This is a genomic window from Serratia sp. Nf2 (assembly GCF_003028435.1).
GTDB classification, from domain to species: domain Bacteria; phylum Pseudomonadota; class Gammaproteobacteria; order Enterobacterales; family Enterobacteriaceae; genus Serratia; species Serratia marcescens_L.
Genome location: NZ_PYTW01000005.1, coordinates 133409 through 158893, shown reverse-complemented (window position 1 = coordinate 158893; position 25485 = coordinate 133409). Strand labels below are relative to the sequence as shown.

The following is a 25485-nucleotide window of genomic DNA, read 5'->3' as shown; positions in this document are numbered from 1 at the left end:
TGCGAAAACGCTCAACGATACCATTTCAGGGGGGGCAGGCTCAAGGCGCGCGAAGGAAATCGATTGCGGAATGTGCAAAAAAGCGGACAAGCAAAAGGCGAGAAAAAGCGGGGAAAAATCGGCAATGCGCCCCTAACGGTGCCGTTAAGGGCGCATACCTTCAGCTTTAGGCGGACAGTAACTTATTCATGCGACGGATGAACAGGTTCGGATCCTCCAGCGTGCCGCGTTCAGCCAGCAGCGCCTGATCCAATAACAGGTCGATCCATTCGGCGAAATGTTCGTTATCGCCCACGTCAGATGCGCGTTTGACCAACGCATGCTCAGGATTTAGCTCGAAAATGTACTTCACTTCCGGCGCCTGCTGGCCGGCGGCGGCGAACAGCTTGGCCATCTGGGTGCTCATTTCGTCGGCGTCGGTCACCACGATCGCCGGCGTATCGGTCAGGCGGTGCGTCAGGCGCACATCCTTCACGCGCTCGCCCAGCAGGGTTTTCACGCGTTCGATGAACGGTTCCAGCTGCTTCTCGGCGGCCTTCTGCTCTTCGGTTTCATCCGCCAGTTTATCCAGCGCTTCATCCGCTTTGCTGACCGACTGGAACGGCTTGCCGTCGAACTCGGTCAGGTAGCTCATCATCCACTCGTCGATGCGATCGGACAGCAGCAACACTTCGATGCCTTTCTTGCGGAACAGCTCCAGGTGCGGGCTGCTCTTGGCGGCGGCGTAGCTGTCGGCGGTGATGTAATAAATCTTCTCCTGCCCTTCCGCCATGCGGCCGACGTACTCTTCCAGCGACACGGTCTGCGCCGAACTGTCGCCGTGGGTGGAGGCAAAGCGCAGCAATTTGGCGATCGCTTCCTGGTTGCCGTTGTCTTCCGCCGGACCCTCTTTTAGCACCAGACCGAACTGCTGCCAGAATTTCTGGTAGCCTTCGGCGTCGTCTTTGGCCAGCTTATCCAGCATCTGCAGCACGCGCTTGGTCAGCGCGCCGCGCAGGTTTTGCGTCACGCGGCTGTCTTGCAGGATCTCGCGCGACACGTTCAGCGGCAGATCGTTGGAATCGATCAACCCGCGCACGAAGCGCAGGTAGTTCGGCATGAATTGCTCGGCGTCGTCCATGATGAACACGCGCTGCACATACAGCTTCAGGCCGTGCTTGTGATCGCGGTTCCACATGTCCCACGGCGCCTGCGCCGGGATATACAGCAGGCTGGTGTACTCCTGCTTGCCTTCCACCCGGTTGTGGCTCCAGCTCAGCGGATCGGTGAAGTCGTGGGCAATGTGCTTGTAGAACTCTTTGTACTCTTCGTCGGTCACGTCCGCCTTGCTGCGGGTCCACAGGGCCTGCGCCTTGTTGATCTTCTCCCAGGTGACGGTATCGTCTTCTTCGTTTTTGCTTTCGATCTCTACCGGCAAGGCGATGTGATCGGAATATTTGCCGATCACCGAGCGCAGGCGCCAGGCGTCGAGGTACTCATCTTCGCCTTCGCGCAGATGCAGGGTGATTTCGGTGCCGCGGGTCTCTTTGGTGATATCGGCGATGGTGTAGTCGCCTTCGCCGGCAGACTCCCAGAACACGCCTTCGTCATCGGCGGCACCGGCGGCGCGGGTGCGCACGGTCACTTTGTCCGCCACGATGAACGCCGAGTAGAAACCGACGCCGAACTGGCCGATCAGCTGGCTGTCTTTCGCCTGATCGGAACCGATGGATTCCAGGAACGCTTTGGTGCCGGACTTGGCGATGGTGCCGAGGTTTTCGATCACTTCTTCGCGGCGCATGCCGATGCCGTTGTCGGCGATGGTCAGGGTGCGCTGCTCTTTATCGAAGGACAAACGTACGCGCAGCTCGCCGTCGCCGGCGTACAGCTCTGGCGCGGACAGGGCGCGGAAGCGCAGCTTGTCGGCGGCGTCAGAGGCGTTGGAAATCAGCTCGCGCAGGAAAATTTCTTTGTTGGAGTACAGCGAATGGATCATCAAATGAAGCAGCTGTTTTACTTCAGACTGGAACCCGCGGGTTTCTTGACCTTTCATACTCATTGATTACCTCAAAAGACAATGGCTACCAAAATCGAACAATGAGGATCAGATGAGGGTCAGGGTCTTGTTTTTCAAGCGGACGGCGGGAGATTTTTGGCAAAAAAATGACGGGGCCGAACGGCCCCATCCGGGAAAACATCAGAACTTGATGGCGTGACGCCCGGCCAGCGAATGCGACAGCGTGGTGCCATCGACCATTTCCAGCTCGCCGCCCACCGGCACGCCGTGGGCGATACGGCTGGCGAGCACGCCATACTGGCCGCACATCTCAGCGATGTAGTTGGCGGTCGCTTCCCCTTCCACCGTCGGGTTGGTGGCGAGGATCACTTCGGTGATGCTTTCCTTTTCCAGCCGTTGCTCCAGGCGATCCAGACCGATATCGCCCGGCCCGATGCCGTCCAGCGGCGACAGATGCCCCATCAACACAAAGTAGCGCCCGGCGAACTGGCCGGTCTGCTCGATGGCGTGGATATCCGCCGGGCTTTCCACCACGCAAATCTGGCCGTTTTGCTGACGGCGCGGGTTGGCGCAGATGGTGCAGACGTCCTGTTCGGTGAAGGTGCGGCAATCGGCGCAGTGGCCGATCTCCGACATCGCGCGCGTCAACGCCTGCGCCAGGCGCATACCACCGCTGCGATCGCGCTGCAGCAGCTGAAACGCCATGCGCTGCGCCGATTTCGGGCCAACGCCCGGCAGGCAACGCAGCGCCTCCATCAGGGATTCAAGGAGCGGGCTGGTTTGCATCAGAACGGCATCTTGAAGCCAGGCGGCAACTGCATGCCGCTGGAAACGGAGGCCATTTTCTCTTTCTGGGTCTCTTCGATACGGCGCGCGGCGTCGTTAAACGCGGCGGCGATCAGATCTTCCAGCATGTCTTTGTCGTCTTCCATCAGGCTAGGATCGATCTCCACGCGGCGGCAGTTGTGCGCGCCGTTGATGGTGACCTTCACCAGGCCCGCGCCAGACTCGCCGGTTACTTCCAATTTGGCGACTTCTTCCTGCATCTGCTGCATTTTTTCTTGCATTTGCTGGGCTTGCTTCATCAGGTTGCCCAGACCGCCTTTACCAAACATAGTCGTCTCTCGTCGCTAGGGCCGCGCACCTCGCGCGGCGTTTAAAGGGGGCGGATACTCTCTTCATCCAGATCCGCGTCGAAGAACCGGCACAGCGTCTGAATATGGGTATCCGCAACGATGGACTGGCGCGCCTGCGCCAGCTTTTCTTCATAGATGGCTTGTCGCCACTCCAGCGGGGTGCGCTCCGCCGGATTATCGTCCTCTATCACGGTCAGCTCGATCGGGCTGCCGTACAGCTCACCGAGCGCTTCGGCCAACGTCTTCTGCGCCGAAGGCGAATTCAGATGACGCTGCGAAGACCGCAGATGGAGGCAAATCTTGCCCGCTTCCGGCTGCTGCTTGAAGGCGTTCAACGCCAGCTGCTGCACCAGTTTCGGGATCTTCAGCTTGTCGATTTCCGCCGCCCAGGCGTCGCGCTCCAGCGACTCCACCACCAGCTTGGCGGCCAGCTCCGGCGTTTTCTCGTGCTCCAACGCCGTGCGCAGCGCTTTCGGCGTCGCCAACGGTTCCGGCGCCGCTTCCGGCTCGGTCTGCGCGCGCCAGCGATAGGCTTCCGGCTTGGCCGGTTTTTCCGGCACCTTCTTCTCCGCCAGGCGCTGCTGGCTACGCTCGGTCACGGAAGCCAAACGCCCCAGTGCCGAGTTTGCCGGCCGCGCTATTCCTGGCGCCGCCGGCTCATTCTTTTTTGGTGTGGATGCTCCCTGCTGCCGTTGCAGCTGGGACCGCGCTTTCAACAGCTGGGCGGTGGCATCCGGTAATGGGGTCGATGATTGTCGCTGTGGCGCGGCCGGCTGCCCTAACGGCGGCGGCGCGTCCTGAAACTGCGGCGGCTGTTGCGCTGCGGCCGCCTGCGGTTGCGCCATCGGCGCCGGCGCGGTCTGCACCAACGCCACCGGCTCCGGGATCACCGCTTTCGGGTGAAACGCCAGCGCGCGCAGCAGGGTCATCTCAACCCCCATGCGGCGATCCGGCGCATAGGCCAGCTCTTTGCGGCCCACCAACAGCGTCTGGTAGTAAAGTTGCACATCGGCCGGCGGCAGGGTGCGCGCCAGCTCGCGCAGCCGTTGTTCCACGGCGGCGTAGTGGTTGTCGAGCATCGAAGGCAGCAGCTGCACCATCGCAATGCGGTGCAGCAGCGCCAGCGTCTCCACCAGCAGGTTTTCCCAGTCCACGCCGCGCGAAGCGGCCTGCGCGACCTGCGCCATCACCTTTTCGCCGTCGGCGCTGACCAGCGCTTCGAGGATCGCCAGCGGCTGCTCATCATCGAGCGTGCCGAGCATCTGGCTGACGGTGGCGGCGGTCACCTGCCCCTGCCCCATGGCGATCGCCTGATCGGTCAGGCTCAGCGCATCGCGCATGCTGCCGTCGGCGGCGCGCGCCAGCAGCTGCAGCGCGCGGGCGTCGCTGGTGATCTGTTCCGCCGTCAGCACCGTTTCCAGCTGCTGGCGGATCTGATCGACGTCCAGCGCCTTGAGGTGGAACTGCAGACAGCGCGAGAGAATGGTCACCGGCAGCTTTTGCGGATCGGTAGTGGCCAACAGGAATTTGACGTGCGGCGGCGGCTCTTCCAGCGTCTTCAGCAACGCGTTGAAGCTGTGGCGCGAGAGCATGTGCACTTCGTCGATCAGGTAGACCTTGAAGCGGCCGCGTGCCGGCGCGTACTGGACGTTGTCCAGCAGATCGCGGGTATCTTCCACCTTGGTTCGGGAAGCGGCGTCGATCTCGATCAAATCGACGAAGCGCCCCTGCTCGATCTCGCGGCAGTTGTCGCATTGACCGCACGGCGTGGCGGTGATGCCGGTTTCACAGTTCAGGCCTTTGGCCAGCAGGCGCGCGATAGTGGTTTTCCCCACGCCGCGGGTGCCCGAGAACAGATAGGCGTGATGGATCCGCCCCAGCGAGAGGCCGTTGGCCAGCGCGGTCAGGACATGTTCCTGGCCGACCACGTCTGCGAACGTTTGAGGGCGCCACTTACGGGCGAGAACCTGATAGCTCATTAATACCGGAGAAGTCGAGGAATCTGGAGGGTCATGCTAACACAGCCCCGCGGCGATCCGCGAGGCCGTTGTGCCCAAGGGGCGTTGCCGCATCAATGGCCGGCGAAGTCCACCAGGCAGTAGCAGTCGATGCCCAGCTTGTTCAGACGCGCTTCCCCGCCCAAATCCGGCAGGTTGATGATGAACGCGGCGTCTTTCACTTCACCGCCCAGGCGGCGGATCAGTTTGGTGGTCGCTTCGATGGTGCCGCCGGTCGCCAGCAGATCGTCCACCACCAGCACTTTGTCACCCGCGGTGATGGCGTCGGTGTGGATCTCCAGCTTGTCGGTGCCGTACTCCAGCTCATAGCTTTCGCTGAGCGTGGCGCGCGGCAGTTTGCCCGGTTTGCGCACCGGCACGAAACCGACACCCAATGCCAGCGCGACGGGCGCGCCGAACAGGAAACCACGCGCTTCGGTACCCACCACCTTGGTCACGCCCGCTTCGCGATAGCGCTCAACCAGCAGCTCGATGCTGGCGGCGTAGGCCAACGGGTGTTCCAGCAGGCTGGTCACGTCGCGGAACAGGATGCCCGGCTTCGGATAATCCGGGATGGTTTTGATACTGTCTTTAATAAACTGAAGCTGCTGCGCAGTAGCGGTCATAATTGTTGCCTGATAAAACTGCCTGAAAACCGGCGCGCCGCTCACCCACCGCCCCCGGGTGAAACACACCGGAGAAGAAATGGCAGGCGATCCGCGCACGAAAACGCCCAAATCTATGCAAACTGGCGGACAAATGCAACTCTCCCCTGCATCTTTCAACCCGCAGCGTTGCTGACCGCACGCATTCCCCCCCGGTCACTCACCTAAGTCAGCTCTTGGAGATGCCTGCGTTTGTCGCCTGGCTGCGGCTTGAAAGCTATTGGGGAGTTTAAGGGACAATCAGCGCTGTTTTTGTTGCGGCAGATCAATAACCGGCAGGCGCAGCATAAAGGTCAGCAAAATAGCCAGCATCAGCAGCAACAGCCCGCGCACCCACCAGATTTTCACCAGCCACAGCGAACAGGCGAAGGTGAGCACGATCACCAGCACAGCCTTCCACTTCGCCCCCGGTGGCAGCGCGCGATGCTGCTGCCAGTGGCGCAGATAGGGGCCGAACCAGGAACGGTGCAGCAGCCAGTGATGAAAGCGCGGCGAAGAGCGGGCGAAGCACCAGGCGGCCAACAGCAGGAACGGCGTGGTCGGCAGCAGCGGCAGCACCACGCCCAACGTCGCCAGCACCACCGCCAGCCAGCCTAAAATGATCAATAACCCACGCGCCATGCGGCTCTTCGCTCCTCAATCGGTTGCCGCCTACTGTAGCATCGGCGCCGCGCAGGTGGAATATGCGTGCGGCGCTTGTTTCACGGCAGGATCGCGGGCAAGCTTACGCCAGTTGAAATCAAGAGGGAGCTTATGTGAGCACTCAGCGTCTATTACAGGTGTTGGCACAGCAGATCGCGGCGCTGGCGGCCGAAGTGACCCCGCGCGGCGACGCCCCGATCCCGCAGGCACGCTTCGACGCTGCCCTGTTCGCCAACCGCGGCACGCGGCTGCGCGACTATTTGGCCGAAGTGGAGAAGAATTTCGCCCAGTTGCAAAGCGCCGCCAACGACAGCCGCACCAGCCAGGTGGCCTTTCTGGCCGAAAAACTGGTGGCTCAGATCGCCGCCCTGCAGCGCGAGCTGGCAACCCAGGCGCTGCGGCGCAAGAACCAGCCGAAAGAAGCCCCCGAGGCCGATCTGTACCACAAGCTGGCCGAGCATCAGGACTACGAACGCCGGCTGATCGCCATGATTCAGGATCGGGAAAGCCTGCTCGGCCGCCAAACCACGCTGGCGGCGCAGCAGAAGCTGCAGCACGAGCTGGCGGCGTTGGAGGGGCGCCTGATGCGCTGCCGCCAGGCGCTGGCGCGCATCGAGCGCAATATCGAGCGCAAAGAAAACGGTTTTTGAAGATTTATCACAATATTTTAATGATTATTCCCGGTTGCGCGCCGGGTTCACTATACTCTGCCGGTACGCGAGTGATTCATCCCATTAATTAATATAAGCGCAGGTGCTATGTCTCTGGAAAACGCCTCACCCGAACTGCAGCTGGCGGTAGACTTGATTTACCTGCTGGAGTGCAACGAGATCGATCCGGCCACCGCGCTGGCGGCGCTGGATATCGTCAAACGGGATTATCAGGAAAAACTGCAGCGCGCCGGCGTCACCTCTCCCTATCTGCCTGCCGGACAGTAATCAGGGACAGCGACGCTGTCCCTTTCGTCTTTCAACGCTTATCAGCCCGCCGTCTGGCCGCCTTCATCCGGCGACAGCGTTCTTTTCACTTCCTGCACTTCGTTGCCCTGCTGGTTATGCAGATAGACCTCCAGCTGGTTGAAGGCGATGTCGATGTCGTTCTCCCGACACAAACGATCGATTGAGCGGTTCAGCTCGTCGACGGTGTAGCTGCGATCGCGCAGTTCGCGCACATACAGCCGCAGCTCATGATCCAGCGTGCTGGCGCCGAAATTGAGGAAGAACACCTGCGGTTCGGGATCGGTCATCACCCGCGGGTTGTCGTGCGCCGCCTGCAGCAGCACCTTTTTCACCTTGTCGAGATCGGAACCGTAGGCCACGCCCACCTTGATCAGCACGCGGGTGATGGTGTCCGACAGTGACCAGTTGATCAACCGCTCGGTGACGAACGCCTTGTTCGGAATGATCACCTCTTTGCGATCGAAGTCGGTAATGGTGGTGGCGCGAATGCGGATCTTGCTGACCGAACCGGAGAAGGTGCCGATGGTGATGGTATCGCCGATGCGGATCGGGCGTTCGAACAGAATGATCAGGCCGGAGACGAAGTTGGCGAAGATCTCCTGCAGGCCAAAGCCCAGCCCGACCGTCAGACCCGCGGCCAGCCATTGCAGTTTGTCCCAGGAAACGCCCAGCGATCCCAATGCGACCACTGCGCCCACGGCGGTGATCAGGTAAGTGAGCACGGTGGTGATGGCATAGGACGCACCCTGCCGCAGCTGCAGCCGCGACAGTACCACCACCTCCAGCAGACCGGGCAGGTTGCGGGTGAGCACATAGGCGACGATCACCGCGGCGAACGCCACCATCATGTTGCCCAACGTCACCGCCTGCGACACGCTGCTGCCCGCCACGGTGCTGGTGTAATGCCACAGCGTGATGCTGTCCAGGTAGGCGATGACCGTCACCAGATCCGACCAAATGGCGTAGAAGGCGCTGGCGAAGATAGCAAACAGCACCAGGGTGGTCAGGCGCAGCGACTGCTGGTTGATCTGATCGAGCGCCAGCGGCGGCTCTTCCACCACCGGCTCGCCGCCTTCGGCCCCCTCCTTCGCCACGTTTTGCCGCCGCGCCAACGCGCGCCGGTAGGCCAGGCGCCGCGCCGCCACGCTCAGGCCGCGCAGCGCGGTCAGGTACACGATATTCCACAGGAAGAACAGATACAGGCTGTCTATCCAGCGGCTCGCCAGCCGCAGCGTGGTATAGAAGTAGCCGGCAAACATCAGCCCCAGCAGGATCAGCGGCGTGGCGGCGAGCGCGGTGACCACCACCAGCCGCACGGCGTGCGAGCCCTTTTCACGCCAGCTGTCGCGGCACAGCGGGAACACCAGCACCGTGAGCAGCGCCAGCGTCAACATCACCACGATCTGGCCGATGACGTCTTCCACCAGGCGCAGCGGCGCTTTTTCGCCCAAGACCGACCAGAAGATCAGCGGCTGCAGCGCCAGCCCCAGCCGCAGCGTCTGGCGGCGGTAATGCGCGCACAGGTTGGCGCCGAAGTTGAAATGCCGCTCGGCGATGCCGCCCGGTTTCAGCATGCGGTAGCTGAAGCCGAACACCAGCCACGACAACGCCAGCTGCTGCGACAGCGCCCAAATAAAGTCGCTGATGCCGAAATCCGCGCGATACATCCAGAAACCGACGCCGAGCAGCAGCGCGGCGCCGGGCAACACCTTCAGCAAGGTCAGCGCGATGGCCTTCGGCGTATGCAGTTGGCCGTCGCGTTTAAGCTGCCCCACGTCGTTGGCCAATTTTTGCAAATGGCCGTCGATCAGCCGATAGCGCCAGCGCAAAAGCCCGATCGCCAGCAGCATCGGGATCAGGAACACCAGCGCATTCAAGCCGCCCTGCAATAGCTTGCCGCCGTCGAATTTGATATCGAGCCCGGCGAGCTGATCGCGCACCGCCTCCGGCATCGCCTTCAGCCAGGCCAGATCGACCGGCTTGTTGCTGTTGACCCAGAAAATCTGCTGGGTCAGCGTATCCTGCAACGAACCGTAGACGCTGGTGAGCTGCTGCTGGTTGATCTGCAGGTTGATCGATAACGACAGCTGGTTGCTGAGCTGCTTGTTCAGCTGATCCAGCAGCTCGCGGCGCATGTCGATAATTTCCTTCAGCGCGTCGATCACTTCCGGGCCGGCCTTTTCCTTGCTTTCGGCCACCAGCTGGTTGATGTAATCCTCTCCCTTGAACAGATCGTCGCGTTGCTGATTGATATCGAACTGCTCCAGCCGCAGATCGGCGATGCGCGTGTCTATGTCCGCCAGCAGCGTGCCCTGCGGCAGGCTCTGCTGCTGCTGATACAGGATGCGCGACAGCACCAGGCTGCCCTTCAGCACCTGGATCTGCTCTTTCAGGTTACGTTCCGCCTGCAGACCGCGATCGAGCCAGTTTTTGACCCGAATATTCTGCTGGAACAGGGTGTTGCTCTCTTCGGTGGCAGCGATCAACTGCTGACTCAACTGGCGGTTGACGTCCAGCTGCTTGCTGACCAACTGATCGTGCTGGATATCGGTGGCGTCTTCCGGGTTCTGCGCCTCTTTGGCGGTTTTTTCAGACAGCGTCAGGCGCTTACTGTTGACGAGCTCCTGCAGCAGCTGCACCGACCGATCCAGCGCGTCGATATGCGCCGTGGTGTAATCGCGCTGTTTTTGCAGCAGATCTTGTAGCGTGGTGTTGGCTTCCAGACTCTTGCGCTGCAGCTCCAGCTGCGCGTTGAGCAGCGCCTGTTCGGTGTTCAGCATCACCTGCTGGCTGTTGCGCAGCGAATCTTGCCCCGGCGTCTGGCCGCTGAGCTGGCTGCGGATCTCCTGCAGGCGCTGCGAAGCGGCGTACATGGTGCTTTGCACCCGCTCGGGCTGGGTTTGCAGCGACACCAGTTGGCTGTTGTAAGTGGAGAGGCTCTCCTGCGCGCTTTGCAGCTCGTCGAGCGTTTGATACAGCCGGCTTTCCAGCTGGCGCAGCGACAGCGGCAACAGCGCGGCGCGCGCCGCCGCATTATCCACCGGCTGCTTCAGCGCATCCAGTTCGGCGGTGACCTGATTGAGCTTCGCCGGCGCCTGCTGCACCTGCTGTTTAAGCTGTGCGGTGTCCTGCCGGTTGCGCTCGATGGCGTCCAGCAGCTCCAGCGTGCGGGTCAAATCCTGCTGGGAGAGTTTTTCGACCGGCGTCAGGGCTTTTTGCTTGTTCAGCGTTTCCAGCTGGCTTTGCACGTCGCTGCGCTGCGGCAGATCGCCGTTCAGCGCCGCCTGCGCCGGCAAGCTGAGCGCGCAAATCAGGAAAAGGAGTGTCGCGGCGGCGATACGCCGCCGGCATGCGCCGACAAACGTGAGCGGCGCCAGAAAAGGCAGAGTCAACCAGCGATGCATGATTTAGCTTCGGATCGGTTAAGAAGCCTGAAGATTATCACGATCGCCGGCGGGCAACGAACAACAAAAGCGTTGCCGGTGATGTCCCGTTGTCGCGAAATCAGAAAGTCAGCACTTTCTCCGCCGCCAGCGTCCATTGCGCCAGCTCGACCAGCGTGCCGATCGCCACGCCGTCCGCCAGCGGCAAGCGGCTGACGCCGCGCGCGTCGGCGCAGGTCTTGCACAGCTTGATCGGCACCTGCTGCGCGGTGAGGATCTCCAGCATCTGCTGCAGGTGATACCCTTCATGCGGCTGCTGCCCGGCCAGCCCGGCCACCACCGCATCGGACATCAGAAACAGCCGCAGATCGAGGCTGCTCTGCTGCTCTTTCAGCGCAATGGCCAGCCGCAGCGCATTGAACAAGGATTCATGGCCATAGGCGGCGCCATTGGCGATGAGAACGATGGATGACATGAAATTTCTCCTTATAAAGGAAGGCGGTCGGCGCCAGGCGTCGCCGCGTCGGGTTTGAGGCGCAAGGTGGGGCAAAACTGCAGCATCTCCAAAAACGCGTCCACCAGCGCTTCGGCTTCGGCCCGCAGATCGAAACTTTCCGGCATAAACAGCCAGTTTTCCATCAGGCCGGTGATATAACCGCGCAGGATGATCGCCGCACGGCGGGTATGTAAATCGGCGGGCAATTGCTCGTGGTGAATGCAGTTATACAGCACCGCTTCTATGCGTTCGTAGCCGGCGAGGTACAGCACCTTGCGCGAATCCAGCAGCGGCATCATTTCACCGACAAACTCGCATTTGTGGAATATAATTTCCATCAACGCCCGCCTACGGCCGTCTTCAACCGTAGACGTCAGAATGTAAATCAGAATTTCTCGGATAACCCGCAGTGGATTATCGGGAAACTTTGCCTGATACTCTGTTTCGAGCTGGTCAATTTTCGGCTCGGTAGATTCCCAAACTTCATTAAACAGGTCTACCTTATTCTTGAAGTGCCAGTAGATGGCTCCACGCGTAACCCCGGCAGCGGTGGCAATATCTGTCAGTGACGTTGCAGCAACGCCACGTTCAGAGAACTCTCTCACCGCAGCATCAAGGATTTGCTGTCGGGTTTCTTGCGCCTGCTGTTTGGTTTTTCGTGCCATGGCATTGTTATTTAGGGGGAGTGTGATTTACATACATTCGCGAATGTATGTACCATAGCACGCACATATAATTAACGCAGCAATGGGTTTTAAAGCTTGTGATCCATTGATCATTTTGAAATCGGACACTTGAGGTTTTTCTATGAACAAAAACAGAGGGTTAACGCCTCTGGCGGCCGTTCTGATGCTTTCAGGCAGCTTAGTGCTAACAGGATGTAACGATAAAGAAACCCAACAGCAAGGCGCCCAACAACAGGCTCCTGAAGTGGGCGTAGTCACCTTGAAGGCCGAGCCTCTCAACATCACTACCGATCTTCCTGGCCGCACCGCTGCGTATCGTATCGCCGAAGTTCGCCCTCAGGTCAGCGGCATCATCCTGAAGCGCAACTTCGTTGAAGGCAGCGATATCAAGGCCGGGACGTCTCTGTACCAAATCGATCCCGCCACTTATCAAGCCAGCTACGACAGCGCGAAAGGCGATTTGGCCAAAGCACAGGCCAGCGCTTCCATCGCACGCGTGACGGTAAACCGCTACAAGCCATTGCTGGGCACGAGCTACATCAGTAAACAGGACTACGACAACGCCGTCTCCACGCTGCAGCAGGCGGACGCCGCCGTGGTGGCCGCCAAGGCCGCCGTGGAAACCGCGCGCATCAACCTGGCGTACACCAAGGTGACCTCCCCGATCTCCGGCCGCATCGGCAAGTCCGCCGTGACCGAAGGCGCACTGGTCAGCAACGGCCAGGCAACCGCACTGTCTACCGTGCAGCAGCTGGATCCGATGTATGTCGACGTCACCCAGTCGAGCACCGACTTCCTGCGCCTGAAGCAAGAACTGGCCAGCGGCGCGCTGAAGCAGGAAAACGGCAAGGCCAAAGTGAAACTGATGCTGGAAAACGGCACCGAATACGCGCAGGAAGGCACGCTGGAGTTCTCCGATGTCACCGTCGATGAGACCACCGGCTCCATCACCATTCGCGCTTTGTTCCCTAACCCGAACGATACGCTGTTGCCGGGCATGTTCGTACGCGCCCGTCTGGACGAAGGCGTGCGCAGCGATGCGCTGCTGGTACCTCAGCAAGGCGTTACCCGCAACCCGCGTGGCGACGCGACGGCGTTGGTGGTAGGGGCAGACGACAAAGTTGAGCTGCGCACGCTGAAGGCAGACCAGGCGATTGGCGACAAATGGCTGGTTACCGATGGCCTGAAAGCCGGCGATCGCGTGATCGTCACCGGCCTGATGAAAGTGCATCCGGGCGCGCAGGTAAAAGTGCAGGAAGTTGACACTCAGGCGCAAAAACAGCCGCAGTCTGAAGCGCAGAAGTCATAAAAAGGAGCCTGTAATACATGGCTAAGTTCTTTATAGACCGCCCAATTTTCGCCTGGGTAATCGCCATCATCGTCATGTTGGCGGGGGTGCTTGCAATAATGAAACTGCCTATCGCGCAGTATCCCACTATTGCACCGCCGGCGGTGAGTATTTCCGCCAACTACCCGGGCGCAGATGCCAAAACGGTGCAGGATACCGTCACGCAGATTATCGAACAGAACATGAACGGTATCGATAACCTGATGTACATGTCCTCCACCAGTGATTCCTCTGGTAGCGTCACCATTACCCTGACGTTTGATTCCGGCACCGATCCTGACATCGCGCAGGTTCAGGTCCAGAACAAACTGTCGTTGGCCACCCCGTTGCTGCCGCAAGAAGTTCAGCAACAGGGCCTGAAAGTAGAAAAATCCAGCAGCAGCTTCCTGATGGTGGCCGGCTTCGTTTCCGACGATCCGAACATGACTCAGGACGATATTGCGGACTACGTGGCGTCCAACATCAAGGACCCGATTAGCCGTTCGTCCGGCGTGGGTGAAGTGCAGCTGTTCGGTGCCCAGTACGCGATGCGTATCTGGCTGGATCCGAACAAGCTGAACAACTACCAACTGACGACTACGGACGTGACCTCCGCCATCACCGAGCAGAACAACCAGATCGCCGCAGGCCAGCTGGGCGGCCTGCCGCCGGTGCCGGGGCAGCAGTTGAACGCCTCGATCATCGCGCAGACCCGTCTGACTTCGCCGGAAGAGTTCGGCAAGATCCTGCTGAAGGTGAATACCGACGGTTCCCAGGTGCGCCTGCGCGACGTCGCTCACATCGAGCGCGGCGCGGAAAGCTACGCGGTTACGGCTCGCTATAACGGTAAGCCTGCCGCCGGTCTGGGTATCAAACTGGCTACCGGTGCCAACGCACTGAACACCGCCAAAGGTGTGAAAGACGAGTTGGCCAAGATGGCGCCATTCTTCCCGCAAGGGATGAAAGTGGTTTATCCGTACGACACCACCCCGTTCGTTAAAATCTCCATCAACGAAGTGGTGAAAACGCTGATCGAAGCCATCATCCTGGTATTCCTGGTGATGTATCTGTTCCTGCAGAACTTCCGCGCGACGCTGATCCCAACCATCGCGGTGCCGGTGGTACTGCTGGGGACGTTTGCGATCCTTGCGGCGTTCGGCTTCTCGATAAACACCCTGACGATGTTCGGCATGGTGTTGGCGATCGGCCTGCTGGTGGATGACGCCATCGTGGTGGTGGAAAACGTCGAGCGCGTCATGTCCGAAGAGGGGCTGCCGCCGAAAGAAGCGACCCGTAAATCGATGGGCCAGATCCAGGGCGCGTTGGTGGGTATCGCCATGGTGCTGTCGGCGGTATTCGTGCCGATGGCGTTCTTCGGCGGTTCAACCGGTGCCATCTATCGCCAGTTCTCGATCACCATCGTGTCCGCGATGGCGCTGTCGGTGCTGGTGGCCTTGATCCTGACGCCGGCGCTGTGCGCCACCATGCTCAAACCGATCCCGAAAGGCGATCACGGGGTTAAAACAGGCTTCTTCGGCTGGTTTAACCGCATGTTCGAGAAGAGCACGCATCACTATACCGACAGCGTGGGCAACATCCTGCGCAGCACCGGTCGCTACCTGATCATCTACCTGCTGATCGTGGTTGGCATGGGCCTGCTGTTCCTGCGCCTGCCTTCCTCGTTCCTGCCGGACGAAGATCAGGGCATCCTGTTGACCATGGTGCAGTTGCCTGCCGGCGCCACCGAGTCCCGTACCAACAAAGTGCTGGAAGAAGTCTCCGACTACTTCCTGAACAAGGAAAAGGACAACGTGGTTTCGGTGTTTACCGTCGCGGGCTTCGGCTTCAACGGTAACGGCCAGAACAACGGCCTGGCATTCGTCAGCCTGAAAGACTGGGGTGAGCGCCCAGGGGCCGGGAACAAGGTCGAGGCGATCGCAGGCCGTGCCATGGGCGCGTTCTCGCAGATTAAAGAAGGCCTGGTGTTCCCGTTCAACCTGCCGGCGATTATCGAACTCGGTACCGCAACCGGCTTCGACTTCGAGCTGATTGACCAGGGCGGCCTGGGGCACGAGAAACTGACCGAAGCGCGTAACCAGCTGTTGGGCATGGTTGCTCAGCACCCGGACGTGCTGGTGGGCGTGCGCCCGAACGGCCTGGAAGATACGCCGCAGTTCAAACTGATCGTCGATCAGGAGAAAGCCAAGGCGTTGGGCGTCAGCATCACTACCATCAACAGCACGCTGAGCACCGCACTGGGTGGCTCGTACGTCAACGACTTCATCGACCGCGGTCGTGTGAAGAAGGTGTACGTACAGGCCGAGGCGCCGTTCCGTATGCTGCCGGAAGACATCAACAAGTGGTACGTGCGCGGTACCAGCGGCCAGATGGTGCCATTCTCCGCCTTCTCTTCGGCGAAGTGGGAATACGGCTCACCGCGTCTGGAACGCTATAACGGCTTGCCGTCGATGGAAATTCTGGGCCAGGCCGCACCGGGCAAGAGTACCGGTGAAGCGATGAACCTGATGGAACAGCTGGCGTCCAAACTGCCAAGCGGCATCGGTTACGACTGGACCGGCATGTCCTATCAGGAACGTCTGTCGGGCAACCAGGCGCCGGCGCTGTATGCCATCTCGATTCTGGTGGTGTTCCTGTGTCTGGCGGCACTGTATGAAAGCTGGTCTGTGCCGTTCTCGGTCATGCTGGTATTGCCGCTGGGGGTTATCGGTGCGTTGCTGGCCGCGACGATGCGCGGCATGAACAACGACGTGTACTTCCAGGTGGGGCTGCTGACCACCATAGGTCTGTCGGCGAAGAACGCCATCCTGATCGTGGAATTCGCCAAAGACCTGATGGAGAAAGAAGGCAAAGGCCTGATCGAAGCGACGTTGGAAGCGGTGCGTATGCGTCTGCGTCCAATCCTCATGACGTCTCTGGCCTTCATCCTCGGGGTTCTGCCGCTGGTTATCAGCAGCGGTGCGGGCTCCGGCGCACAGAACGCGGTAGGTACCGGCGTAATGGGCGGGATGATCACCGCCACCGTCTTGGCGATCTTCTTCGTACCGGTGTTCTTCGTGGTGGTTCGCCGCCGCTTCAGCAAGAAGAACGAGGACCTGGAACACAGCCATCCGGTAGAGCACCACTGATCGCTCAGTGATATGAGCTCCACCCGATAATCGAAAGGCCGCGCATGCGGCCTTTTTCTTTTGCTTCAGCTGCTTAATGCAAACCGTTCTCATTAATTCACTCTTGTGTGCAATTTGCGCTTGATCGCGATGCCAGGTCGGCGCATAATTGATGTTATAGTATAACATTACATGAGAGGGCCATTATGAAACCCGGCATACATCCCGATTACCGCACCGTGGTGTTCCACGACGTCAGCGCCAACGCCTACTTCAAAGTGGGATCGACCATCAAAACCGATCGCACCATCGAACTGGACGGCGAAAGCTGGCCATATGTCACCCTTGACGTCTCTTCCGCTTCGCATCCGTATTACACCGGCAAGCAGAAAGACTATTCCAAAGAAGGCAGCACGGCGCGCTTCCAGCAGCGCTTTGGCCGCTTTATCGGCAATAAGTAACAAGGAAATCCCATGCAGGTATTGAGTTCATTGCGTTCGGCGAAAAATCGCCACCCGGATTGCAAAGTCGTGCGTCGTCGTGGCCGCATCTATGTGATCTGTAAAAGCAATCCGCGATTCAAAGCGGTACAGGGACGTAAGAAAAAGCGTTAACTCCCCAGTGTCATCTGTCGCCAAGCCCCGTTGCTGCTCAACGGGGCTTTTTTTATGGCGAGAAAGTGCCTGCAAGCCGTCCCCCGCCGGCAGGCGGGGGCGGAGATTACTTCATGCTGCTCAGCAGCGCGTCGACATTGTGCTTGAACGCCTGCTCATAGGTGGCCGCCGGGCCGCCCGCGCGGGAGAGCGCTTCAGGGTACAGCTCGCCGCCCGCCTTGGCGCCGGTGGCGGCGGCAATCTGTTTCACCAGCCGCGGATCGGTCTGATTTTCGATAAAGTAAGCGTTAACCTTTTCCTGTTTGATCTGCTTGATCAGGCCCGCCACGTCGCTGGCGCTGGCTTCGGCCTCGGTGGAAAATCCGACCGGGGCAAGGAAGGTGACGCCATACTCTTGCCCAAAGTAGCCAAAAGCGTCATGGCTGGTCAGCACCTTACGTTTCTGTGGCGGCACTGCGGCGAACTGGGTTTTGGCCCACAGGTCCAGCTTTTGCAACTGCTGAATGTATTCGGCTCCGCGCTGGCGAAAATAGTTGGCATCCTCGGGGTCGGCGGCAATCAGGGCGTTCATCACGTTGGTGGCGTACTGCACGCCGTTTTTCATGCTGTTCCAGGCATGGGGATCGGTAATCGGTTTGCCGTCCTCCTCCATCTGGCGGGTGCTGATCCCCTGTGAAGCGGTGATTACCTGCCCTTTATAACCCGAAGCTCTGACCAGGCGATCGATCCACCCTTCCAGCCCCAGGCCGCTGACGAACACCACATCAGCCTGAGCCAGCTTCTTGCCGTCCTGCGGCGAAGGTTCGAAACTGTGCGGATCGCCATCCGGCCCCACCAGCGTGCTGACCTTGACGTGATCGCCACCCACCTGTTTGACGATATCGCCCAGAATGGAAAAGCTGGCGACGGCGTCGACGGTCTTCGCCATCGCCCATGGGCTGGCCAGCAGAGCAGCAACCGCCAGCGATATAGGTAAACGTTTCATACTTTCTCCTTGCAAATGGCACTTCTCAACGGCGCGCGAAGGCGCAAATGCCTCCGCGCGTTCCAAACAGGATCGAGACGAAAAAGATGACGCTGGCGCTGAGCACGATCGCCGGGCCGGCAGGCAGCGACGCATAATAGGACCACACCAGCCCAATCAGGCTGGAAAGCGCGCCGATGCCCATCGCCACCGCCAGCGTCTGCGGCAGATTGCGCGCCCAGAAGCGCGCGCTGGCGGCGGGCAGCATCATCAGCCCCACCGACATCAGGGTGCCGAGGATCTGGAATCCCGCCACCAGATTGACCACCACCAGCGACAGAAACAGGCCGTGGATCAGCGCCAACCGGCGTGGGGCGTTGACGCGCAGAAAAGTCACGTCGAAGGATTCGATCACTAACGCGCGGTACAGCGCCGCCAGCGCCAGCAGCGAAACCGAGGCGATCGCACCGACCATCAGCATCGCCTGGGCATCCACCGCCAGGATCGAACCGAACAGCACGTGCAGCAGATCTACGCTGGAGCCACGCAGCGAGACCAGCGTGACCCCCAGCGCCAGTGAGCCCAGATAGAACCCGGCGAAGCTGGCATCCTCTTTCAGCGGCGTGCGGCGGCTCACCAGGCCGGACAGCATCGCCACCGCCAGTCCGGCGATAAAGCCGCCCACGCCCATCGCCACCAGCGACATGCCGGAGATCAGATAGCCGATCGCCGCGCCCGGCAACACCGCGTGGGATAACGCATCCCCCACCAGGCTCATGCGGCGCAACAACAGAAACACGCCCAGCGGGGCGGCGCTGAGCGACAATGCCAGGCACGCCATGAGCGCGCGGCGCATAAAACCGAAAGAGAGAAAAGGATCGATAAGCCCATGCCACAGCATCATGGCGCCACCGCCCGCAGATCCGGCTGCCGTTCGGCGACACGATACCTCGGCACCTGTTCCAGCACCCGCTCGGCCGCGCCCCAATGGCAAGCCTGTGGCGTCAGCAACAGCGCCTGTGGAAAATGCTCGGCAACCATCGACATATCGTGCAGCACGGCGATCACCGTTCTCCCCTGCCGATGCAGTTGCGCGATCGCCTGCAGCAAAATCTGCGTGGTGGCGCTGTCGATGCCGGTAAAAGGCTCATCCAGCAAAATCAGCGGCGCCTGTTGGACCAGCAGGCGCGCAAACAACACCCGCTGCAGCTGGCCGCCGGACAGTTCGCCCACCGGGCTACGCGCCAGCGCGCTCATGCCAACGTTCGCCAGCGCCTCATTGACCTGGCTCGCCGCACGCTTGTTCATGCCGCCGAACATGCCGCTTTGTGGCCAACAGCCCATCGCCACCAGATCGCTCACCGCGATGGGGAACTGCCGATCCAGCTCCGCCTGCTGCGGCAAATAAGCTCTGCGCGGTAGCTTTCCGCCGCTAAAACTCAGGCAGCCCCCCAACGGCGGCAACAATCCGGCGAAGGTTTTCAACAGCGTCGACTTACCTGCCCCGTTGACGCCCACCACAGCGGTTAACGATCCGGCGGTAAACTGCCCGCTCAGCGGCGGGAAAAGTGGCTTGGTCCCATAGCCTATCGCCAGCTGACGCAAGGTAATCATGGCAGTGACACCGCCCAGAAGATGCCGAGCCACAGCAGGGCCAGCAGCATAACGGCACCTGCGCAACGCGCGGCAGCGGAGGTGGTGAACAACGAATTCAGTGACGGCGCGGCGTCATGTTGCGAAGTGGGGGTCAATGTCGTGGCCAAAATGGTGAGTTAATAGTTATAATATAACATCACAACAACTACCGTATCTCAAGCTATGGCGCGACAATAATGCAACGGAACGTAACAGTCCCTCGTGCAGCGGATCTTCCCCCCATAACCCTCCCTTACCAAACCCAGGGATATTTCCGTTCGGTTGGAATGTTGGCGTAAGGTAAAGAACAGCGATAAATCGAAAAATTTACCGACGAGGCCGGAAAAGGAGTAAGATAAGTAGATAACATTGTTGTTGGCCGAGATTAATGCTTGTTACCCTTGCCTGTAACCTGGAAGTCAACGCACTTTCTGTTAAAGAATTAAAGAAAGTGATTAATGACAATATAGCGGAGTTAGTGCCAGCGCTGACCAGCGGACTCAGCTTTTATTCTGAAAGCGCACGCTATGTCGAGGATTCATTAGAAATACTTGATATAGTGCAACAAGGTGACGGCGATTATTCAATGAGTTATCGCTATAAGTGGGGCATTTTTAATGCCTGCCTGGATATCAACAGCGAAGATATCATCAACGACAGCGTCCGGTTTCGAGTGACGGCGCGGGGTTTAATCTTCGACATCATTGATAACTCACGCCCATCAACTGCGGATGAATTGTAAGTTTACGTAATAACTACAGGCCAAACGCGAAAAAATGATTTATATTCATTTTACGGGAAGTTTATTTAACCACCGTTAAGCTGCCTCCGTTCATGATGTAAATCAGCTTACTCACATAGTGTTATCACACCGCAATTAAGACTTACGGAGGGGATGATATGGATGAGTATTCGCCTAAGCGACACGACATTGCTCAGCTCAAATTCTTGTGCGAAAATTTGTATGATGAAGGTATCGCTACCCTGGGAGACAGCCATCATGGGTGGGTCAACGATCCGACGTCCTCCGTCAACCTGCAGCTTAATGAGTTGATCGAACATATCGCTTCGTTTGTGATGAGCTATAAAATTAAATACATGGACGAATCTGACCTGTCGGAGTTAGTCGAAGAATATCTCGACGATACCTATACGCTGTTCAGCAGCTACGGTATCAATGATTCCGACCTGCGCCGCTGGCAAAAAACCAAGGCGAGATTATTCAGAATGTTCTCAGGAGAGGACATCTGTACGACAATGAAAACTTAGGGGATAATTATTCCCGAGCTATTTTACGGTTATTAAACTAAAGGCCACCATGACTAAAACCGACTATCTGATGCGTTTACGTAAATGCACCACGATTGATACTCTCGAACGTGTTATTGAGAAAAATAAGTACGAGCTGTCCGATGATGAACTGGAGCTGTTTTACTCAGCGGCCGATCACCGTCTGGCCGAGCTCACCATGAACAAACTGTATGACAAAATCCCCACCTCCGTTTGGAAATATGTCAGATAATCAGCCCCCCGACGCGTTGAGCCGATGCTTTTATCGGCTTCAATGGCCACGTTGAATGCGTACTTTTCCTATTGACAGTAAAACTTCATTTACGCTCCCTCTTTCGAAAATAATATTGCCCGGAAACAATTTTCTTTTTTAATCGAGGCAGGTTACCTCATCGCCCACCTCACTATGCCCGCTCCCCAGAACCGCTAATTCATTATCCAAAAGAATTGAGGGCGGGAAGAAATGAAATGCGTGTCGCTCTGCCTGATGGCAGAAATGGATAATAGATACGTGGAAGAGAGGTAACAAAAACGCGGATTGGCGAAGCCCAAATGGGTGGGGACCCTGCCAGCTACATCCCGGCACACACGTCACCTGCTGCGGCTGCTTCCTTCCGGACCTGACCGAGTTCACAAGTTAGTGTTGCGGGAGAACCAACAGGGCCCCCATTGACGGCTTCTGTACTCCGAAGCGGTGGGCATTATCGGCGATACCCTATCAAATAGCAAGCCAACCGGGACCAACCGCTGTTTTCTTACCCACCTGCGCTGTGGCACACTCTCCGCCTGGGTTTTGACTCGCGCAGGAACAGCAATATGCAACCAGAAGACGCCTCTTTCAGCCAGCGGGTATTCCACGTCGTGGCCGCCATTCCTTACGGCAAAGTAACCACCTACGGCGAAGTCGCCCGGCTGGCCGGCTCGCCGCGCGCCGCGCGTCAGGTCGGCGGCGTGCTGCGGCGTTTGCCGGAAGGCAGCACGCTGCCCTGGCACCGGGTGATCAACCGCCACGGACAGATATCGCAGCAGGGGGAGGATTTTCAACGGCAACGGCAGGCATTGCTGGCGGAGGGGATTATTTTCGGCCCGCACAGCACGGTCGATTTCGATCGCTACGGCTGGCGCTGGTAAAACAAAACAGCCTTTGGCCGAAGCGCAAAGGCTGTTGATTTCATCTTGCTGTACCGCAGTAAGATTACTGCATGGCGGTTGGCGCAGCCTGAATCGGCACACCCTGAACCGGAACCAGCAGCAGATCGGCACGGGTGCCGTTGCGGTTAACCACTTCCTGGATGGTGTCGGTAATAAACATCAGTCGCCCGTTGACCGTCACCGCCGCGCTCAGAATGATACGCGCATTCGGTTGGATGTCGGACGGGTTATACGGCAGCGTAAAGTTGAACGGCGCCTGTTGCCCTTCAGTGCGTACCGCGCGCTGTGCAATCACTTTGGACGGCGCATCCGCCAGCGAGGCGTCAGAGAGGGTGACCGTCAGCACGGCGTCCGGCGGCAGCGCAATGCGCTGACGTATATTAACCGAACCTGTCACCGCCGGGCCCTGAATCTGCGTTTGCGCAGCCGCCGGGTTACCGGCCGCCTGTGTAGGCACATCAGCACTCTTTTGCGCGCATCCTGCCAGCGTGATCGTCAGTGCCGCGGCACCGCCTACGATTTGCCAGAGTTTCATGGATCGGTCTCCTTTTTTATTATCAACATGTTGGTGGCTTTCACCACCTCACCTATTAAACCTAGCACAAAACACTGATAAATCCACTTTGCCCCACCTATTAATCACTTAAACAGGCCAAGGCGCCCAGGATTAAGAGCATTCTCATCGGCCCTTTAACGCAAAATGTTGACGCCGCGCCGTGATATTCCGCACACTGCGCAAAATGATTATTAGAAAGGTAACAATTTTATGAGCCAGGCATTGCAAAACCTCCTCGATCTGCTGGATCTGGAGAAAATCGAAGAAGGGCTGTTCCGCGGCCAGAGTGAAGATCTGGGGCTGCGCCAGGTGTTCGGCGGACAGGTGGTCGGCCAGGCGCTGTACGCCGCCAAGCAGACGGTGCCTGACGAGCGCAGCGTGCATTCGTTCCACAGCTACTTCCTGCGCCCGGGCGACAGCAGCAAGCCTATCGTTTACGACGTGGAAACCCTGCGCGACGGCAACAGCTTCAGCGCACGCCGCGTCAGCGCCATCCAGCACGGCAAACCTATCTTCTATATGACCGCCTCCTTCCAGAGCCCGGAGGCAGGTTTCGAGCACCAGAACCTGATGCCGGACGTGCCGCCGCCGGAAGGGCTGTTGTCCGAATCAGAGATCGCCCAGAAGCTGGCGCATATGCTGCCGGAAAAAGTGCGCGAAAAATTTATCGGCCAGAAGCCGATCGAAATGCGCCCGGTGAAATTCCACAATCCGTTGAAAGGCAGCGTGGAAGAACCCCATCGCTACGTGTGGTTCCGCGCCAACGGCAGCATGCCGGACGATCAACGCATCCACCAATACCTGCTGGGCTACGCGTCGGACTTTAACTTCCTGCCGACCGCGCTGCAGCCGCACGGCGTCGGCTTCCTCGAGCCGGGCATGCAGGTGGCCACCATTGACCACTCCATGTGGTTCCACCGTCCGTTCCGCATGGATGACTGGCTGCTGTACGCGGTGGAGAGCTCCTCCGCCTCCGGCGCACGGGGCTTTGTACGCGGCCAGATCTATACCCGCGACGGCGTACTGGTCGCCACCACCGTGCAGGAAGGGGTGATTCGCCAGCGCGACGCCTGATCCGCAGCATAAAGAAAGGGGCGATGTTTCCATCGCCCCTTTTGGCTTCATCATTATTTTAGTCTTTAGCGCACTGCCCTGCTTCGAGTCTTATTGGTTGTAGGCGCTCTCGCCGTGGCTGTTGACGTCCAGCCCCTCGCGTTCCTGCTCTTCCGGCACTCTCAGACCCACCATCGCTCCCGCGATCTTGAAGGCGATAAAGGCGACGACGCTCGACCATACCAGCGTGATCAGCACGCTCACCAGCTGGATCCAGACCTGATGGCCCATCGTCACCCCTTCGGCATAGCCGGTGCCGCCCAGTGAAGAGGCGGTGAACACCCCGGTCAGCAGACAGCCGACGATGCCGCACACCCCGTGTACGCCGAACACGTCGCAGGTGTCGTCCACTTTCAGCCATTTCTTCAGCGTCACTACGCCCCACAGGCCGGCGACGCCGCCCACCAGGCCGATGATCAACGCCCCGCCCACGCCCACGGTGCCCGCCGCCGGCGTCACCGCAACCAGCCCGGCGATCATGCCGGAGCAGGCGCCCAGCAGCGAAGGCTTGCCGCGCAGCACCCACTCGGCGAAGGTCCAGGAGAGAATGGCGCCCGCAGTGGCGACCACGGTATTGAGGAATGCCAGGGCCGCAATGCCGTTGGCCGCGCTGGCGGAGCCGGCGTTGAAACCGAACCAGCCGATATACAGGATGGACGCCCCGGTAAACACCATCGGCAGGTTGTGCGGTTTGAACGCCTCTTTACCGAAGCCGGCGCGCTTGCCGATCAGGTAGGCACCGATCAACCCGGCGCTGGCGGCGTTGATGTGCACCACGGTGCCGCCGGCGAAGTCCAATGCGCCGTCGGCGGCCAGGTAGCCGCCGCCCCACACCATGTGCGCAATCGGCAGATAAGACAGGGTGAACCATACGATCGCGAAGATCAGCACCGCCGAGAAGCGAATGCGTTCGGCGAAGCCCCCCACCACCAGCGCCACGGTAATGCAGGCGAAGGACGCCTGGAAGGCGACGTGGATCATCTGGCTGATGCTGCCGGTGACGCTGTCGATGCCGATGCCTTTCAGCATCGCCGTTTCGAACCCGCCGAACACCGCATTGCCCTCGCTGAACGCCAGGCTGTAGCCATACAACACCCACAGTACGCAGACCAGCGCGAAGGTGACGGTGACCTGCGTCAGCATCGACAGCACGTTTTTGCCGCGCAGCAGGCCACCATAAAACAGCGCGATGCCCGGCAGCGTCATGAACAGCACCAACGCGGTGCAGATCATCATAAAGGCGTTGTCGGCCTTATCGGCGACCGCCGGGGCGGCCAGGGCCAAAGAAGGAACCAGGGTTACCGAACTCAGGCCCAACATGGATAACAGTCTTTTCATTATCAATCCATCCCCATCACTTAACTGAGTTCGCGGTTACAGTGCCGATTCGTCGGTTTCGCCGGTGCGAATGCGGATCACGCGTTGCAACTCGGCAACGAAAATTTTGCCGTCGCCGATTTTGCCGGTGTAGGCGGCTTTGCTAATCACATCAACCACTTCATCCAACTGATCGTCGGCAATGGCGATATCGATTTTGACCTTGGGCAGGAAGTTGACGTTATACTCGGCGCCGCGATACAGCTCGGCATGCCCCTTCTGGCGGCCAAAGCCCTTCACTTCGGTTACGGTCAACCCTTGAATGCCCACGGAGGACAGAGCCTCGCGCACGTCCTCCAGCTTGAACGGTTTGATTACCACGGTCACCAGCTTCATATTGCCCCTCCACGAATTAAGCCCAAACTCACCCCT

At 59.3% G+C, this 25485-nt stretch carries 26 protein-coding genes, 1 other RNA gene and 1 other annotated feature; of the genes, 11 read left to right on the top strand and 16 right to left on the bottom strand.

What is annotated here, in order from left to right:
* Window positions 1–166: 166 nt before the first annotated feature.
* The 6 genes from htpG to C9411_RS13015 form a co-directional block, all read right to left on the bottom strand.
* Window positions 167–2032, bottom strand: coding sequence for a molecular chaperone HtpG (gene htpG / locus C9411_RS13040; RefSeq protein WP_165384402.1), 1866 nt, complete (start codon window positions 2030–2032; stop codon window positions 167–169).
* A gap of 144 nt (window positions 2033–2176) precedes the next feature.
* Complete coding sequence (recR, locus tag C9411_RS13035; protein ID WP_004940263.1) at window positions 2177–2782, bottom strand: recombination mediator RecR; 606 nt, start codon at window positions 2780–2782, stop codon at window positions 2177–2179.
* Window positions 2782–3111 carry a YbaB/EbfC family nucleoid-associated protein gene (locus C9411_RS13030; RefSeq protein WP_025301790.1) on the bottom strand — a complete coding sequence of 110 codons (330 nt, stop codon included), beginning with the start codon at window positions 3109–3111 and terminating at the stop codon, window positions 2782–2784. Before C9411_RS13030 ends, recR begins: the two co-directional genes overlap by 1 nt.
* A 41-nt stretch (window positions 3112–3152) precedes the next feature.
* Window positions 3153–5111, bottom strand: coding sequence for a DNA polymerase III subunit gamma/tau (gene dnaX / locus C9411_RS13025; protein WP_107227191.1), 1959 nt, complete (start codon window positions 5109–5111; stop codon window positions 3153–3155).
* Window positions 3756–3820, bottom strand: a sequence feature (DnaX frameshifting element). Its footprint overlaps the gene before it by 65 nt.
* A 92-nt stretch (window positions 5112–5203) precedes the next feature.
* Window positions 5204–5755, bottom strand: a complete 552-nt coding sequence (gene apt / locus C9411_RS13020; RefSeq protein ID WP_063991172.1) for an adenine phosphoribosyltransferase — start codon at window positions 5753–5755, stop codon at window positions 5204–5206.
* Between the two features lie 279 nt (window positions 5756–6034).
* On the bottom strand, window positions 6035–6415 hold the full coding sequence (locus C9411_RS13015; RefSeq protein WP_063990990.1) for a DUF454 family protein: 381 nt from the start codon (window positions 6413–6415) through the stop codon (window positions 6035–6037).
* Window positions 6416–6549: 134 nt separating this feature from the next.
* Here C9411_RS13015 and priC point away from each other — a divergent pair, with 134 nt between their 5' ends.
* Window positions 6550–7086 (top strand): primosomal replication protein PriC, encoded by a 537-nt coding sequence (gene priC, locus C9411_RS13010; protein WP_033637350.1) that lies wholly within the window; start codon window positions 6550–6552, stop codon window positions 7084–7086.
* Between the two features lie 108 nt (window positions 7087–7194).
* Complete coding sequence (gene rsmS, locus C9411_RS13005; protein WP_016928837.1) at window positions 7195–7374, top strand: pleiotropic regulatory protein RsmS; 180 nt, start codon at window positions 7195–7197, stop codon at window positions 7372–7374.
* Between the two features lie 41 nt (window positions 7375–7415).
* Here rsmS and mscK read toward each other — a convergent pair whose 3' ends face one another.
* The 3 genes from mscK to acrR all read right to left on the bottom strand — a co-directional run bounded on the left by mscK (window position 7416) and on the right by acrR (window position 11939).
* A complete protein-coding gene (gene mscK, locus C9411_RS13000; protein WP_107227190.1) occupies window positions 7416–10799 on the bottom strand; it encodes a mechanosensitive channel MscK in 3384 nt (1127 codons plus the stop codon).
* Window positions 10800–10899: 100 nt separating this feature from the next.
* Window positions 10900–11253, bottom strand: coding sequence for a DsrE/DsrF/TusD sulfur relay family protein (locus C9411_RS12995; protein ID WP_063990988.1), 354 nt, complete (start codon window positions 11251–11253; stop codon window positions 10900–10902).
* Between the two features lie 11 nt (window positions 11254–11264).
* The gene (gene acrR, locus C9411_RS12990; RefSeq protein WP_063990987.1) at window positions 11265–11939 is read right to left on the bottom strand and encodes a multidrug efflux transporter transcriptional repressor AcrR; all 675 of its coding nucleotides are present in this window, start codon (window positions 11937–11939) and stop codon (window positions 11265–11267) included.
* A gap of 142 nt (window positions 11940–12081) precedes the next feature.
* Between acrR and sdeX the strand changes: the two genes are divergently transcribed.
* From sdeX to ykgO, 4 genes are all read left to right on the top strand, one after another.
* Entirely contained in the window at window positions 12082–13269 is a 1188-nt protein-coding gene (gene sdeX / locus C9411_RS12985) for a multidrug efflux RND transporter periplasmic adaptor subunit SdeX (protein WP_063990986.1), read from the top strand.
* 17 nt (window positions 13270–13286) lie between these two features.
* Window positions 13287–16433, top strand: a complete 3147-nt coding sequence (gene sdeY / locus C9411_RS12980; RefSeq protein ID WP_060423439.1) for a multidrug efflux RND transporter permease subunit SdeY — start codon at window positions 13287–13289, stop codon at window positions 16431–16433.
* A 185-nt stretch (window positions 16434–16618) separates the two neighbouring features.
* Window positions 16619–16873, top strand: a complete 255-nt coding sequence (locus C9411_RS12975) for a type B 50S ribosomal protein L31 (protein ID WP_004940303.1) — start codon at window positions 16619–16621, stop codon at window positions 16871–16873.
* Window positions 16874–16885: 12 nt separating this feature from the next.
* Window positions 16886–17026, top strand: coding sequence for a type B 50S ribosomal protein L36 (gene ykgO, locus C9411_RS12970; RefSeq protein ID WP_004940304.1), 141 nt, complete (start codon window positions 16886–16888; stop codon window positions 17024–17026).
* 106 nt (window positions 17027–17132) lie between these two features.
* On the opposite strand, the gene C9411_RS12965 is transcribed toward ykgO, so the two are convergent.
* Genes C9411_RS12965 through C9411_RS12955 form a run of 3 tightly spaced genes read right to left on the bottom strand, consistent with a single transcriptional unit; the run spans window position 17133 to window position 19604 of the window.
* Complete coding sequence (locus C9411_RS12965) at window positions 17133–18011, bottom strand: metal ABC transporter solute-binding protein, Zn/Mn family (RefSeq protein ID WP_107227189.1); 879 nt, start codon at window positions 18009–18011, stop codon at window positions 17133–17135.
* Between the two features lie 25 nt (window positions 18012–18036).
* Entirely contained in the window at window positions 18037–18894 is an 858-nt protein-coding gene (locus C9411_RS12960; protein WP_063990984.1) for a metal ABC transporter permease, read from the bottom strand.
* Entirely contained in the window at window positions 18891–19604 is a 714-nt protein-coding gene (locus C9411_RS12955; RefSeq protein ID WP_107227188.1) for a metal ABC transporter ATP-binding protein, read from the bottom strand. Before C9411_RS12955 ends, C9411_RS12960 begins: the two co-directional genes overlap by 4 nt.
* 409 nt (window positions 19605–20013) lie before the next feature.
* On the opposite strand from C9411_RS12955, the gene C9411_RS12950 reads away from it, so the two are divergent.
* The 3 genes from C9411_RS12950 to C9411_RS12940 all read left to right on the top strand — a co-directional run bounded on the left by C9411_RS12950 (window position 20014) and on the right by C9411_RS12940 (window position 21147).
* The gene (locus C9411_RS12950) at window positions 20014–20367 is read left to right on the top strand and encodes a hypothetical protein (protein WP_063990982.1); all 354 of its coding nucleotides are present in this window, start codon (window positions 20014–20016) and stop codon (window positions 20365–20367) included.
* 158 nt (window positions 20368–20525) lie between these two features.
* A complete protein-coding gene (tomB, locus tag C9411_RS12945; protein ID WP_004940312.1) occupies window positions 20526–20894 on the top strand; it encodes an Hha toxicity modulator TomB in 369 nt (122 codons plus the stop codon).
* 49 nt (window positions 20895–20943) lie between these two features.
* Window positions 20944–21147 (top strand): HHA domain-containing protein, encoded by a 204-nt coding sequence (locus C9411_RS12940; RefSeq protein WP_004940313.1) that lies wholly within the window; start codon window positions 20944–20946, stop codon window positions 21145–21147.
* A gap of 331 nt (window positions 21148–21478) precedes the next feature.
* On the opposite strand, the gene ffs is transcribed toward C9411_RS12940, so the two are convergent.
* Window positions 21479–21575, bottom strand: an RNA gene (gene ffs, locus C9411_RS12935) — signal recognition particle sRNA small type.
* A 156-nt stretch (window positions 21576–21731) separates the two neighbouring features.
* Between ffs and C9411_RS12930 the strand changes: the two genes are divergently transcribed.
* Window positions 21732–22046, top strand: coding sequence for an MGMT family protein (locus tag C9411_RS12930; protein ID WP_019454177.1), 315 nt, complete (start codon window positions 21732–21734; stop codon window positions 22044–22046).
* A 64-nt stretch (window positions 22047–22110) separates the two neighbouring features.
* On the opposite strand, the gene C9411_RS12925 is transcribed toward C9411_RS12930, so the two are convergent.
* Window positions 22111–22602: a YbaY family lipoprotein gene (locus C9411_RS12925; protein ID WP_060426627.1), complete on the bottom strand. Its 492-nt coding sequence runs from the start codon at window positions 22600–22602 to the stop codon at window positions 22111–22113.
* A 231-nt stretch (window positions 22603–22833) separates the two neighbouring features.
* Here C9411_RS12925 and tesB point away from each other — a divergent pair, with 231 nt between their 5' ends.
* Window positions 22834–23697: an acyl-CoA thioesterase II gene (gene tesB, locus C9411_RS12920; RefSeq protein WP_004940320.1), complete on the top strand. Its 864-nt coding sequence runs from the start codon at window positions 22834–22836 to the stop codon at window positions 23695–23697.
* A gap of 90 nt (window positions 23698–23787) precedes the next feature.
* Here tesB and amtB read toward each other — a convergent pair whose 3' ends face one another.
* Window positions 23788–25074, bottom strand: coding sequence for an ammonium transporter AmtB (gene amtB, locus C9411_RS12915; RefSeq protein WP_063990981.1), 1287 nt, complete (start codon window positions 25072–25074; stop codon window positions 23788–23790).
* A gap of 36 nt (window positions 25075–25110) precedes the next feature.
* Window positions 25111–25449, bottom strand: coding sequence for a P-II family nitrogen regulator (gene glnK, locus C9411_RS12910; RefSeq protein ID WP_004940327.1), 339 nt, complete (start codon window positions 25447–25449; stop codon window positions 25111–25113).
* Between the last annotated feature and the right edge of the window lie 36 nt (window positions 25450–25485).